Origin of the sequence: Mesorhizobium sp. B2-2-4 (assembly GCF_006442375.1) — a bacterium.
In the GTDB taxonomy this organism is placed as follows: domain Bacteria; phylum Pseudomonadota; class Alphaproteobacteria; order Rhizobiales; family Rhizobiaceae; genus Mesorhizobium.
The window spans coordinates 375,583-387,373 of the sequence record NZ_VFWB01000002.1 but is presented as its reverse complement, the minus strand read 5'-3'; the positions used below and the strand labels follow the sequence as shown (position 1 = coordinate 387,373).

Sequence of the window (11,791 nt, the reverse complement as noted above, 5' to 3'; positions counted from 1 at the left end):
AGCATGGCCTTTTTGGGGTCACGCTTCAATCCGCCTCGAATTCACAATCGGGTCACCCGATTAACAAACCATGCCGGCAAAGAACGGCTTTCAGCCCGAAACCGGCGCATCGGCGTCAGGAGTGCCCGGAAGACCGGAGGGCCGCAGGCGCGCGCCCTGATATCCGCCTGACGCCACCGCGCTGCACAGGCCGCTCCATTCACAGCCTCGGCAGGCCTCGCGCGTGAGGCCGGCCGAGAAGGCCTGCCGCATCCGCGCCAGCATGTCCGCACCGGGATCGAGGCGCGCACCGGCCCGGATTGGTCGCCCGAGCAAGGCGCCGGCATCGTGGGCGGCAAGCCGGTCCCGCTCGGCGGCGCTGTCCCGCAGGCAATGTGGCTCCTGTTCATCCAGCAACGGTGCGCAGATGTCGTCCGGGCCGGACACGACCAGTATGTCCTCGCCCCGGCCAAGGCGCTGCGCGATACCGTCGTAGTTGGCCGTGAATGCGGGGCTGTATCCCTTGCCCACATAGGTGAGCAGGCAAAGGAGGTGATGAGCGCGCAGCCTTATCGTCACGGCTGGCGCTATTTCGCCTTGCCGCGCGGGAGCGCCATCAGCGTGGCGGCGCCAAGCGCCGACTTGAGCAGGCCACCGAGGACAAACGGCAGGAAGCCGAAGGCAACAGCCTTCTCGGCGCCGATGATGACGGCGAGCCACGCCGTGCCAAGGGCTAGGCACAGCAGGTTGCCGAGCAGCATGGCGGCAAAGGCAAGCACGACCCTGCCGCCGTTCCAACCGCGCTCCGCCAGCCAGCCGACCAGTGCGCCGACAACCGGGAAGGCGAAGAGATAGCCGCCCGTCGGGCCAATAAAATGTTGTACGCCGGCAGCCCCGCCGGCCAGAACCGGGAAGCCGACCGCACCCTCGGCCAGCCAGGCGGCGATGGTGATCGCGCCCAGCCGCCAGCCGTAGAGCGCGCCGACCAGCGTCACGGCAAAGGTCTGCATCGTCACCGGAACCGGCACCATCGGCACCTCGATGTAGGAGGACAGCGCCAGGAACAGGGTGCCGAGCACGACGGCGCCCGCCTGCCAGCCGAGCGATCGCTCCTGAAGCCGGAGCGGGCTGAAGGACGGTTTTGCGGACGAGAACGCGATGTCGGTCATAGGGGCTCCCTTGGTCGATCCAAAATTATAGATAATTTTTGCCTTCGATCTATTATCGAAGCCACAATTTTCGGACGATGGCAAGGCACGCCTTGCGCAAGGCGGTTAGCCCACGATCGCGAAGGCCTCTCGCGTGGTGCCGGAGGCTGTCCTGACCGGCTTGCGGCCAATCCATTGCACGTGCCGCCCCAATGTCGCTGCGGCCGATTCGGTGTTGCCCTGCCGCAAGGCGGCCAATATCGCCCGGTGGTCCTGGTCGGTACGGGTCTCCCATTCCGAACGCCATGCGGCGAACAGGAAACGGGCGCTTGCGGCGTGCAGGTCATCGATGGTGGCGAGAAGACGCGACATGCCGCATGGCGTCAGGATCAACCGGTGAAAGGCGCGGTTGGCTTCTTCCCACGACCTGACGTCCAGGGATTTGTCGCCGGCCTTGCTGGCCTCCTCGGCCCGATCGAGAATAGCGGAGGTCAGATGCGGCGCCGCGTGGCGCAGCGCAAGCACTTCGAGCGCCGCCCGCATTTCGGCGACCTCCTTGACCTCGCCGAGGTCGAAAGCCGCCACGCGCACGCCGCGGCGCGGTTCGCTGACGGCGAGGCCTTGCGCCTCGAGGCGGCGAAAGGCCTCGCGCACGGGCACATGGCTGGTATTAAACTCCTCGGCGACATGGTCCTGCCGCAACCGGGCGCCCGGCTCGATCGCGCCCGAGATGATGCGATCCGCCAGAACCTTGCCGATGCGCACCGCGATGGTGTCGTCCGTGCCCTTTGCCATGTTTTATAGATAATTTGCAGCCGGGCAGCTTGTCGAGGCGGCGGAGAAGGATTCACGGATTTCTCCCCAGCACGAGCCAGAGGAGAGCTGCGTGAAAGGCAGCGGCTCAGTTCACCCGGCTGATGCAGAAGTCGATGACGTCGATCAGCGCCGATTTCTGCGGCGTCGCCTCCAGCGGCGCCAGCGCGTCGCGGGCGATCTCGCCGAAATGACGGGCGCGCCCGATCGTGTCGGCGATCGCGCCGTGGTGGGTCATCAGCCCGATCGCCTTTCCGAGGCCGGCGTCATCGGTGACATTGTCCTCGATGGCCCGCTTCCAGAAGGTGCGCTCGGCCTTGCTGCCGCGCCGGTAGGCGAGAATGACCGGCAGCGTCACCTTGCCCTCGCGAAAATCGTCGCCGACATTCTTGCCCAGATCCTTGCTGGTGCCGCCATAGTCCAGCGCATCGTCGATCAGCTGGAAGGCGAGCCCGAGATTCATGCCGTAGGAGCGCAAGGCGGCGCGGTCGTTGCGCGTCGCCTGGGCGATGACGGGGCCGACCTCGGCGGCAGCCGAGAAAAGGGCCGCGGTCTTGGCCTTGATGACGGCGAAATGCTCGTCCTCGGTGGTCTCCAGGTTCTTGGCGGCGGCAAGCTGCATGACCTCGCCCTCGGCGATGATCGAGGCCGCGCTCGACAGGATGTCGAGCGCCTCCAGCGAACCGACATCGACCATCATGCGGAATGCCTGGCCAAGCAGGAAGTCGCCGACCAGCACGCTCGCCTGGTTGCCCCAGATCATGCGGGCCGTCTTCTTGCCGCGTCGCATGCCGCTCTCGTCGACGACGTCGTCGTGGAGCAGCGTCGCCGTGTGCATGAACTCGACCGATGTAGCGAGCTTGACGTGGCCCTCGCCGGCATAGCCGAACATCTGTGCGGCGGCGAGCGTCAGCATTGGCCTGAGCCGCTTGCCGCCCGACGAGATCAAGTGGTTGGCGACCTCCGGGATCATCTCGACATCGGATCCGGCCTTCGACAGGATCAATTCGTTGACGCGCCCCATGTCGGCCGCCGTCAGGTCGATCAGATCCTTGATGGAGGCGGGTTCCCGCTTTCCGTTTTCGATGTTGAGAACGACACCCACGACAAACTCTCCCGTCTGATGTAACGCGTGCGACGGCACCCTTAGTTCCGTTACGGACTCTAGGGCGGCGAACGCGGCCACGGCAAGTGGCGAATTGGCGCGGCTTCTCTGGTTTCGGGCCTCGCATGCGTTTACATGAACGCGGCAAACTGAGAGTTTCGTCAGATGATAGAGCTCATTCGCACCAACGACGCGGTCATCATCTCCTTCGTCGAATCGCTGATGCGCGATGCCGGCATCGGCTGCTTCGTGGCCGACCAGAATATGAGCGTGCTCGACGGCTCGCTCGGCATCCTGCCGCGGCGCGTCATGGTCGACGCCGACAAGGCCGACGCGGCGCGGCGCATCCTGACGGATGCCGGCATCGCCAACGAGATCCGCCAAAAATAATGTCCGCCGCGCCAGCCGCCCTCGCCCCGGACACGCCAGCCCACACGGTCGATGCCTTCCATCGCGGCCGGTTCTGGCTGGTGCAGCCCAAGCATGGCGGCCATCGCGCCGGCATGGACGCCATGATGCTGGCGGCTGCCGTGCCGTCCTCCTTCGGCGGGCGTCTCGCCGATTTCGGCGCCGGCGCCGGTGCCGCGGCACTTGCCGTTCTGGCGCGCTGCCCGACGGCCCGGGCCGTGCTGGTCGAACGCGCGCCGGAAATGGCGGCTTTCGCCGCGGCCACGCTCGCGCATCCCGGCAACGCTCACCTCGTCGACCGCGCTTCGGTGCTCGTCGCCAATGTCGCGCTTTCGGGCCGCGCCAGGACGGCGGCCGGCCTCGGCGACAATGATTTCGATTTCGTCATCATGAATCCGCCCTTCAACGCCGCGCAGGACCGCGCCACGCCCGAGCGCTTGAGAAAGGAAGCGCATGTCATGGAGGACGGGCTGTTAGAGGGCTGGATCCGCAGTGCCGCAGCAGTGGTCAGGCCGCGCGGCGGGCTTGCCGTCATCGCGCGGCCCGAGCAACTCGGTTCGCTTCTCGATGCGATCGCGGGCCGTTTCGGCGACGCCGAGATGCTGGCCGTGCATCCCCGTCCCGATGCCGCGGCGATCCGCATCATCGTCAGGGCAACGTTCGGGGCGCGCGGCAAACTCGCCATCCGGCCGCCGTTGATGCTTCACGCGCAGACGGGCGACGGCCCGTCGGAACGGACGGAGATGATCAACAACGGCCTCGCCTCCCTGTTCGGAGATTGAACACAAACTGGCCGCGATGGCCGCGGCATTGCCGTTGGCCTTGAAATTCCTACATGCTGGCAACCCATCGAGCGGAGATCGACCTCAGTGAAACGCCTTTTCAACCGCCTGCTGCCGAAATCCTGGCGTTCCACGGTCGTCACCATTCCGGTTATCCGGTTGCACGGCACCATCTTGGCGGGCGGCGGCCCGTTCCGTCCCAGCCTGTCGCTTGCCTCCACCGCCGGGCTGATCGAAAAGGCGTTTTCCTTCGACGCGCCTGCCATCGCCATCTCCATCAATTCGCCCGGGGGCTCGCCGGTGCAGTCCCGGCTGATCTTCAAGCGTATCCGCGACCTCGCGATCGAGAAGAACAGAAAGGTGCTGGTCTTCGTCGAGGACGTCGCTGCCTCGGGCGGCTACATGATCGCGGTCGCCGGCGACGAGATTTTCGCCGATCCATCATCCATCGTCGGCTCGATCGGCGTGGTCTCGGCTTCGTTCGGCTTCCCGGAGCTGATGAAGAAGATCGGCGTCGAGCGCCGCGTCCATACGGCAGGGCAGAACAAGTCGGTGCTCGATCCGTTCAAGCCCGAGAAAAAGGAAGACATCGAACGGCTGAAGGCGCTGCAGCTCGAAGTGCACGAAACCTTCATCGATCTGGTCAAGGAGCGGCGCGGCACCAAGCTCAAGGACGATCCCGACCTGTTCACGGGCCTGTTCTGGACCGGCAAGCGCGGCCTGGAGCTTGGGCTTGTCGATGCGCTCGGCGACATGCGATCCGTGCTCAAGACGCGGTTCGGGGCGAAAACCCAACTCAAGCTGATCTCGGCGCCGCGCGGTTTGTTCGGCCGCTTCGGGCTGTTCGGCTCGAGCAAGGGCTTTTCGGCGCCCGATATTGCCGCCGCTGCCACCGGCGGCGTGCTCGATGCGGCGCAAGAGCGCGCTTTGTGGGCGCGCTTCGGGCTTTGAAAACCCGGCAAAACCGTCTAGCATGAACCTCGAAGTTCCATGCATGTCGTTTTTCTCCAGAAACCGCCTTTGGACGACATGCGCCAACCGACCCGACCGGCCGCCCTTCGCCGGCCCAGCGTGGGAGGAGTTTTGATATGCCGCAGATCATTTTCTTCGCCGTCGTCGGGATCGCCGCTTATTTTGGCTACCGCACCTTCATCCGCGAGGCCGAGCGCGTAACCGCCAAGGTGCGGCGCACCGAAAAGCAGACGGCAAACGGCGCGATGGGGACGCTGGTGAAGGATCCGAAGACCGGCGAGTACCGGCTGGCCAAGGACTGATCCTCATTTCACTCGCAATCGAGAGCCTGGAATCCGGCCGGCGCGTCCGGATGTGGCCGGCGCCCGCCAAGATAAACCTCGCTCTGCATGTCACCGGCAGGCGCGATGACGGGTATCATCTGATCGAAAGCCTGGCGGTGTTCACGCGCTTTGGTGACAGGATCGAGATCGCGCTTGCCGAGCGAGACGATTTCAGCGTGTCCGGCCGCTACGGTCCGGATGTTCCCGTCGACGGCAGCAATCTGGTGCTCAGGGCGCGTGACGCGCTGCGGCAGGCAGCCGGTCCTCGCGGCACGCCGCCGGTCGCCATCAAGCTCGAAAAGAACCTGCCCGTCGCTTCCGGCGTCGGCGGCGGGTCGAGCGATGCGGCAGCAGTTCTGCGCGGGCTTGCGGCAAGCTGGCAACTCGACATCGACGATGTCGCGCTGGCGCGGATCGGGCTTTCGCTCGGCGCCGACATTCCCATGTGCCTGGCGGCCAGGCCGCTGATTGCACGCGGCATCGGCGAGGAGCTGTCGATCGTGCCGGATTTCTCGGCGCTCGGATTGGTGCTGGTCAATCCCGGCAAGGCGGTCTCGACAGCCGACGTATTCAACGCGCTGTCGCGGCGCGACAATGAAGCGCTGCCGCCGCTGCCGCGCGTGGTCGACTTCCACAGCCTGCGCAACTGGTTGGAGATTACGCGCAACGACCTCGAGCCGGCGGCCCGCGCCATCGAGCCCGCCATCGGCAAGGCACTTTCTGTTCTGAACAAGGCCGGAGCCGGTTTTGCCCGCATGTCGGGTTCCGGCGCCACCTGCTTCGGCTTGTTCGAGACCGGCAACGTCGCCAAGCGCGCGGCCGCCGATATCCGTGCCCGGCAACCCGATTGGTTCGTCGCCGCGACGCGCAGCATGACGGCGGAGGCAGATGCCCATGGCCAGGACTGACGAGAGCCGTTCCTTCATTCCGGTCCGCATCGCGGTGCTGACCGTTTCCGACACGCGCAGCCTTGCCGACGACAGGTCCGGCCAGACGCTGGCCGACCGCATCGCGGAAGCCGGCCACATCCTTGCCGCCCGCGATATCGTCACCGACGATGGAGACAAGATCCGCAACAAGGTGCTCGGCTGGTCGAAGGATGATGGGATCGATGTGGTCATCACCACCGGCGGCACCGGCTTCACCGGGCGCGACGTGACGCCGGACGCGCTGGAGCCGATCTTCGAAAAGCGCATGGATGGTTTTTCCGAGGTGTTCCACCGCATTTCCTACGACAAGATCGGCACCTCCACGATCCAGAGCCGGGCGACCGGCGGCGTCGTCAACGCCACCTTCGTCTTTGTGCTGCCGGGCTCGCCCGGCGCCTGCAAGGATGCCTGGGACGGCATCTTGAAGGCGCAGCTCGACTACCGGCACATGCCCTGCAACTTCGTCGAGATCATGCCGCGCCTGGACGAGCACCTGCGGCGCGGCATGTCGGCTCCGTGAAAGCCGAGGCAAGGCGCTGGTTTCACGCCGCGTTTGCCAGGCAGAACACCGCCTTCGCCTTCGAAAGACCATTCCAAACCGGATGCGGCAGGACGTATCGTCTCGCGGCGGCGGCCATCGCCGTTGAAGACGGGCGGACGCGATGACAGTGCATAATGGCGGGTGCCATTGCGGCAACATACACCTTCGATTTTCAACCGAGCTCGATCCATCGACAATCGAGGTTCGCGCCTGCCAGTGCTCGTTCTGTACCAAGCATGGCTCGCGCGCCGTCGCCGATCCGGACGGCAGGCTGATCATCTCAGTCAAGGACATCCAGCGATTGAAGAAATACCGTTTTGGATTGGGGACGGCCGACTACCTGATCTGCGGTGAATGCGGTGTCTATACCGCCGCAATCGCCGGAGAGGACGATGCCAGGGCAATCGTCATCATCAACGCCCTGGACGATCAAAGGTCGTTCAGTCAGGAACCGATCCCGGTCGACTACGACGCGGAAAGCAAGGCAGAGCGTCAAGCCAGACGTCGTCTTCGCTGGATGCCTGTCGAGATGCGTTTTAGCGAATGACCGGCTCGCCGTGGAAGCACCGGCGCGAGGACCGCGAGACACCGAAACCACTTCCATCATCAGCCGCGGCCTGCGCGCCGGCACCCGCGTGATCGGAAACTGGCTGCGCGTCACATGTGCAACGCACGTAGACAGAGCAGCTGCAAAATCATTTGGACGGGCGGTGCTCTTGTTTTGCCGGAGCGGCCCAGATTTCGGCATCCAGCCGCTTGGTCGCCAGGCCGCGAGCGAGAGCCTCGGCGCTGCCGGCTCTTTTCGACAAGGATGTGGCCTGGCGCTTGCTGATCAGCAGCCCGTCGGCCAAGGCACGGTTTCCCGAGAAGATACGGGCCAGGAATGGCGCGCGGCCGGCGCGTGTGCGTGAAAACCGCGCCGCCATGGTTTGCCTCGCTGTATGCGCAACGACCTCGTCGATCCATCCGTCGACCAGCCGCGCGCCCGGTTCCAGCAGCAACAGCCAATCGCCTTTCGCGTGCCGGATGGCCGCCGCGACGCCGTCGGTCGCATACTGGCACCCGGCATGCTCGGCGACGCGATGGGTCTGGTCGGTGGAACCGGTGTCGCAAACGATGACCTCGCGCACCACGCCCTCGACCGCGCCGCCGATCAGCGTCGCCAGGGTGCGAGCGAGGCCCTCCTCGTCATTGTGGGTCTCTATGAGAACGGTGAGCATCATTTGCCGAATAGCGGAAAGCGGAACGCAGCGCCAGTTTTTGCGGCGCACCATAGAAAGTTCTTGCTTTGTTCTCGTTCGGCAAATAGGATTAAATTCATGAGCAGAGCGATTCGAAACAACATGGACAGTCCCTGGGAGCGGGCGAAGATGGAACCGATCATGCGCGCCGACATTGCCGCCTTCGGAGCAGGACGAGCCGAAATAGCCAATGCTATGATCGAGCAGAGCGGCATGCGCGTGCGTCCGGACCGCAACCGCGGCCGGTCGGCAGGCATCAACCCGTCCGGCCGGTTCGAGCCGGTCAGCCGGCATGTCTTCGACGATGGCTGGAACTCGCTGGAGGAACTGCCTCCCTTCAAGACCGAGGTGCAGGTCGAGAAGCCGCGTACCATAATCACCCGCAATGAATCGCCCGACATCTCCTTCGACCGCTCGATCAATCCCTATCGCGGCTGCGAGCATGGCTGCGTCTATTGCTTTGCGCGGCCGACGCACAGTTTCATGGGCCTGTCGCCGGGGCTGGATTTCGAATCCAAACTGTTCGCCAAGCCCGACGCGGCGCGCCTGCTCGACAAGGAACTGTCGAAGGACGGTTACCAGCCGCGAACCATCGCCATCGGCACCAATACCGATCCCTACCAGCCGATCGAGAAGCAGTACCGGATCATGCGCGAGATCCTCGAAGTGCTGGAGGCGCGCGGCCACCCGGTCGGCATCGTCACCAAATCCGCCCTGGTGACGCGCGATATCGACATCTTGTCACGCATGGCTGAACGGGGCCTCGCCAAGGTGGCGTTGTCGGTGACCACGCTCGACCGCATGCTGGCGCGCACCATGGAGCCACGGGCCTCGACGCCGGCCAAGCGGCTGGAGGCGATCAGGCAGCTTGCGGATGCCGGCATCCCTGCTTCGGTCATGGTCGCGCCGATCATCCCCGGGCTGACCGATCAGGAGATGGAACGCATCCTCGATTCGGCGCACCATGCCGGCGCACGCGAGGCGGGCTATGTCGTGCTGCGCCTGCCGCTCGAGGTCAGCCCGATCTTCAAGGACTGGCTGCTGCGCCACTATCCCGACCGCTATCGCCATGTGATGTCGCTGATCCGCTCGATGCGCGAGGGCAAGGATTACGATTCGGAATGGGGCAAGCGCATGAAGGGCGCGGGTCCTTACGCCTGGCAGATCGGCCGGCGCTTCGAAATCACCGCCAAGCGGCTCGGTCTCAATGCCGAGCGGCGCACGCTGCGGACCGACCAGTTCGTCGCCGCCGGCAAGGACCAGGAGCAGTTGATGCTGCTTTGAACGACCGCGGCTGTTTGCCGCCGTGGCGAAAAAATCCCGTCCGGCCTGCCCCGGCCTGCAGACGGTGCCCTCCCGGTCCGGCGCCCCACCCGACCCGGAGGGACTTGCGGAGAATCAGAGCCGATGCGAACCTCGCCGCAACATGGCTCGCGCGCGTTCTGATTCTCCGCCTCTCTTCGAAATCGTCGAGAAACCCGATTTCTCCTTCGAGACGAAGGCGATGGCCGAAGGCCTGTGGCCGGTCGCGGGGATGGACGAGGCCGGACGCGGCCCGCTGGCCGGACCGGTGGTGGCGGCTGCGGTCGTGCTCGACCCTGCCAACATCCCCGACGGCCTCGACGATTCCAAACGGCTCAGCCATTTGCAACGCGAGGCGCTGTTCGTGCGCATCATCGGCTCCGCGCTCGGCGTGTCGATGGCCTCGGTCAGCGCCGAGGGCATTGACGGCAGTAACATCCTCAAGGCGAGCCTGGAGGCGATGCGCCGTGCGGTCGCCGGCCTGCCGGTGCAGCCGAAGCTCGCGCTTGCCGATGGGCGCGACGTGCCGCCGGGCCTGCCTTGCACGGGGCGCGCGCTGATCAAGGGCGACCAGCGCTCGCAATCCATCGCCGCCGCCTCGATCGTCGCCAAGGTGATGCGCGACCGCATGATGTGCGGCTGCGGCAGCCATCACCAGCACTATGGCTTCGAAGTGCATATGGGCTATGCCACGGTCCGCCATCGCACCGCGATCGAGACGCACGGGCCGGTGGCGCGGCTGCACCGCGTGTCGTTCGCGCCATTCAGGCTTGAAGGTGCCGAGGTGGTGGAAGAAGAGAGCTTCGCCGGGCTGGATTAGGGCGGCTCGATCTATCTTGCGTTGGTAGGATTGGCGAAAGCGGCGGTGACAGCCAATCTCCCCCCTCGTGGGGGAGACGTCCGGCAGGACAGAGGGGGGCGCTGTCCCTCCAGCCTATCAGTTAGTCTTGCCCAGGTTCCCTGCACTATCGGCACCCAATTCAGCTGATTTTGAATCGAGCGCTGGCGTTCCTTCGCGCCCCCCCTCTGCCCTGCCGGGCATCTCCCCCACGAGAGGGGAGATCGGCAGCGTTGACCTCCGCGCCACAACAAAAAAGCCGCCGGGTTTCCCAGGCGGCTTTTTTCATTTCTGTTGTTTTCAACTCAGTTCAGCTTCGCCTTCACATCGGCGAGCGAGGTCTTGAACAGGTCGGCTCCCGCCTTGGCGTCGATCTTGCCGGCGAGCAGCGTGCGAGCGGCTTCGACGGCGATGTCGACGGCGCTGGCGCGCACTTCGCCGATCGCCTCGCGCTCGGCCTGGCCGATCTTCTGTTCGGCAAGAGCGGTGCGCCGCGCGACGTAGTCCTCGGTCTTCTTGTGCGCCTCGGCGGCGAGCAGTTCGGCTTCGCGCTTGGCCGCGGCGACGATGTCCGCGGCCTCCTGCTCGGCTTCCTTGCGCTTGCGCTGGTATTGGCCAAGCAACTGCTGGGCCTCCTCGCGCAGCCTGCGCGCCTCGTCAAGCTCGCTGCTGATCCTGGCGGCGCGGGCATCGAGCGCCTTGGCGATCAGGCGGGGCACCTTGATGTAGATGGCGATACCCAAAAAGATGACCAGGGCGATCGTGGCCCAGAGCGTTGCAAGAGATGTGGCGTCCATGATGCGCTCCTCACCCGGCCACGGACTTGACCGCGGCCGCAATCTCGGCCTTGCTGGCCTTGCCGCCGACCAGCGCCTCGACGATCGCCGAGGCAGTGTCCTCGGCGATGCTGCCGACTTCCTTCATGGCGTTGGCCTTGATGGAAGAAATGCGCGCCTCGGCCTCGCCGAGCTTCTCGTCGAGCGCGGCCTCGATCTTCTTGCGCGCGGTCTCGGCTTCCGCCTTGGCCGCGTCATTGGCCTGCTGGCCGATGGCGTTGGCGTTTTTCTTGGCTTCCGCCAGCTCCTGCTCGTAAGCAGCAACGGCGGCGTCGGCCTCGCCCTTCAACTTCGCGGCCTGATCGAGATCCTGGCTGATACGGTCGTTGCGGACATCGATGATGCCGCCGACGCGCGGCACCACCACCCTCTTCAGGAAGAGGTAGAAGAGCCCGAACGTGATCGCCAGCCAAAGAAGCTGCGACGGAAACGTCGCCGGATCGAATGGCGGAAACATGCCATGAGCCTCGGCAGGCACGCTGGTGCCGGAATGCGTGTCGCCTTCCGTCGCAGCGTGGCCAGCCTCGGTGGCAGGCGCGGACTCTTGCGCAAAGGCAGATGTCACGAACATGGA

16 protein-coding genes are annotated in these 11,791 nt (G+C 65.2%); 9 read left to right on the top strand and 7 right to left on the bottom strand.

Going from position 1 to position 11,791, the window contains the following annotated elements; genetic code table 11:
* Positions 1 to 90 precede the first annotated feature (90 nt).
* From FJ959_RS06945 to FJ959_RS06930, 4 genes are all read right to left on the bottom strand, one after another.
* Positions 91 to 558 carry a DUF1284 domain-containing protein gene (locus tag FJ959_RS06945; RefSeq protein ID WP_140497994.1) on the bottom strand — a complete coding sequence of 156 codons (468 nt, stop codon included), beginning with the start codon at positions 556 to 558 and terminating at the stop codon, positions 91 to 93.
* Positions 559 to 566: 8 nt separating this feature from the next.
* Complete coding sequence (locus FJ959_RS06940; protein ID WP_140497991.1) at positions 567 to 1,148, bottom strand: biotin transporter BioY; 582 nt, start codon at positions 1,146 to 1,148, stop codon at positions 567 to 569.
* Positions 1,149 to 1,253: 105 nt separating this feature from the next.
* On the bottom strand, positions 1,254 to 1,922 hold the full coding sequence (locus tag FJ959_RS06935; protein ID WP_140547324.1) for a GntR family transcriptional regulator: 669 nt from the start codon (positions 1,920 to 1,922) through the stop codon (positions 1,254 to 1,256).
* Between the two features lie 106 nt (positions 1,923 to 2,028).
* Entirely contained in the window at positions 2,029 to 3,045 is a 1,017-nt protein-coding gene (locus FJ959_RS06930; RefSeq protein WP_140497986.1) for a polyprenyl synthetase family protein, read from the bottom strand.
* Positions 3,046 to 3,210: 165 nt separating this feature from the next.
* On the opposite strand from FJ959_RS06930, the gene FJ959_RS06925 reads away from it, so the two are divergent.
* The 7 genes from FJ959_RS06925 to FJ959_RS31580 all read left to right on the top strand — a co-directional run bounded on the left by FJ959_RS06925 (position 3,211) and on the right by FJ959_RS31580 (position 7,547).
* Positions 3,211 to 3,435: a DUF2007 domain-containing protein gene (locus tag FJ959_RS06925; RefSeq protein ID WP_135901951.1), complete on the top strand. Its 225-nt coding sequence runs from the start codon at positions 3,211 to 3,213 to the stop codon at positions 3,433 to 3,435.
* Positions 3,435 to 4,235, top strand: a complete 801-nt coding sequence (locus tag FJ959_RS06920; RefSeq protein ID WP_140497984.1) for a methyltransferase — start codon at positions 3,435 to 3,437, stop codon at positions 4,233 to 4,235. Before FJ959_RS06925 ends, FJ959_RS06920 begins: the two co-directional genes overlap by 1 nt.
* Before the next feature lie 87 nt (positions 4,236 to 4,322).
* Positions 4,323 to 5,186, top strand: coding sequence for a S49 family peptidase (locus FJ959_RS06915; protein WP_140629202.1), 864 nt, complete (start codon positions 4,323 to 4,325; stop codon positions 5,184 to 5,186).
* 137 nt (positions 5,187 to 5,323) lie between these two features.
* The gene (locus tag FJ959_RS06910; RefSeq protein ID WP_140497980.1) at positions 5,324 to 5,509 is read left to right on the top strand and encodes a hypothetical protein; all 186 of its coding nucleotides are present in this window, start codon (positions 5,324 to 5,326) and stop codon (positions 5,507 to 5,509) included.
* A gap of 50 nt (positions 5,510 to 5,559) precedes the next feature.
* A complete protein-coding gene (locus tag FJ959_RS06905) occupies positions 5,560 to 6,438 on the top strand; it encodes a 4-(cytidine 5'-diphospho)-2-C-methyl-D-erythritol kinase (protein ID WP_140629199.1) in 879 nt (292 codons plus the stop codon).
* Positions 6,425 to 6,979: a molybdenum cofactor biosynthesis protein B gene (gene moaB / locus FJ959_RS06900; protein WP_140564282.1), complete on the top strand. Its 555-nt coding sequence runs from the start codon at positions 6,425 to 6,427 to the stop codon at positions 6,977 to 6,979. The genes FJ959_RS06905 and moaB overlap by 14 nt, the downstream gene beginning before the upstream one ends.
* 322 nt (positions 6,980 to 7,301) lie before the next feature.
* A complete protein-coding gene (locus FJ959_RS31580; RefSeq protein ID WP_140497974.1) occupies positions 7,302 to 7,547 on the top strand; it encodes a hypothetical protein in 246 nt (81 codons plus the stop codon).
* 148 nt (positions 7,548 to 7,695) lie between these two features.
* On the opposite strand, the gene FJ959_RS06890 is transcribed toward FJ959_RS31580, so the two are convergent.
* Complete coding sequence (locus FJ959_RS06890; RefSeq protein WP_140514953.1) at positions 7,696 to 8,220, bottom strand: glycosyltransferase; 525 nt, start codon at positions 8,218 to 8,220, stop codon at positions 7,696 to 7,698.
* 150 nt (positions 8,221 to 8,370) lie between these two features.
* Here FJ959_RS06890 and FJ959_RS06885 point away from each other — a divergent pair, with 150 nt between their 5' ends.
* Positions 8,371 to 9,525, top strand: a complete 1,155-nt coding sequence (locus FJ959_RS06885; protein ID WP_140559479.1) for a PA0069 family radical SAM protein — start codon at positions 8,371 to 8,373, stop codon at positions 9,523 to 9,525.
* Positions 9,526 to 9,667: 142 nt separating this feature from the next.
* Positions 9,668 to 10,363, top strand: coding sequence for a ribonuclease HII (locus FJ959_RS06880; RefSeq protein WP_140514759.1), 696 nt, complete (start codon positions 9,668 to 9,670; stop codon positions 10,361 to 10,363).
* A 323-nt stretch (positions 10,364 to 10,686) separates the two neighbouring features.
* Here the strand turns inward: FJ959_RS06880 and FJ959_RS06875 are convergent, their stop codons facing one another.
* Together FJ959_RS06875 and FJ959_RS06870 are read right to left on the bottom strand one after the other, a co-directional pair.
* Positions 10,687 to 11,178, bottom strand: a complete 492-nt coding sequence (locus FJ959_RS06875; RefSeq protein ID WP_140514758.1) for a F0F1 ATP synthase subunit B — start codon at positions 11,176 to 11,178, stop codon at positions 10,687 to 10,689.
* A gap of 10 nt (positions 11,179 to 11,188) precedes the next feature.
* Positions 11,189 to 11,788: a F0F1 ATP synthase subunit B gene (locus FJ959_RS06870; RefSeq protein WP_140497966.1), complete on the bottom strand. Its 600-nt coding sequence runs from the start codon at positions 11,786 to 11,788 to the stop codon at positions 11,189 to 11,191.
* Between the last annotated feature and the right edge of the window lie 3 nt (positions 11,789 to 11,791).

What these genes read in the sequence shown, in the direction of transcription:
- FJ959_RS06875 (WP_140514758.1), bottom strand. Translation starts at nt 11,178, where the DNA reads ATGGACGCCACATCTCTTGCAACGCTCTGGGCCACGATCGCCCTGGTC.
- FJ959_RS06910 (WP_140497980.1), top strand. Translation starts at nt 5,324, where the DNA reads ATGCCGCAGATCATTTTCTTCGCCGTCGTCGGGATCGCCGCTTATTTT.
- FJ959_RS06920 (WP_140497984.1), top strand. Translation starts at nt 3,435, where the DNA reads ATGTCCGCCGCGCCAGCCGCCCTCGCCCCGGACACGCCAGCCCACACG.
- FJ959_RS06935 (WP_140547324.1), bottom strand. Translation starts at nt 1,922, where the DNA reads ATGGCAAAGGGCACGGACGACACCATCGCGGTGCGCATCGGCAAGGTT.
- FJ959_RS06905 (WP_140629199.1), top strand. Translation starts at nt 5,560, where the DNA reads ATGTGGCCGGCGCCCGCCAAGATAAACCTCGCTCTGCATGTCACCGGC.
- FJ959_RS06940 (WP_140497991.1), bottom strand. Translation starts at nt 1,148, where the DNA reads ATGACCGACATCGCGTTCTCGTCCGCAAAACCGTCCTTCAGCCCGCTC.
- FJ959_RS06885 (WP_140559479.1), top strand. Translation starts at nt 8,371, where the DNA reads ATGGAACCGATCATGCGCGCCGACATTGCCGCCTTCGGAGCAGGACGA.
- FJ959_RS06880 (WP_140514759.1), top strand. Translation starts at nt 9,668, where the DNA reads ATGGCTCGCGCGCGTTCTGATTCTCCGCCTCTCTTCGAAATCGTCGAG.
- FJ959_RS06870 (WP_140497966.1), bottom strand. Translation starts at nt 11,788, where the DNA reads ATGTTCGTGACATCTGCCTTTGCGCAAGAGTCCGCGCCTGCCACCGAG.
- moaB (WP_140564282.1), top strand. Translation starts at nt 6,425, where the DNA reads ATGGCCAGGACTGACGAGAGCCGTTCCTTCATTCCGGTCCGCATCGCG.
- FJ959_RS06925 (WP_135901951.1), top strand. Translation starts at nt 3,211, where the DNA reads ATGATAGAGCTCATTCGCACCAACGACGCGGTCATCATCTCCTTCGTC.
- FJ959_RS06890 (WP_140514953.1), bottom strand. Translation starts at nt 8,220, where the DNA reads ATGCTCACCGTTCTCATAGAGACCCACAATGACGAGGAGGGCCTCGCT.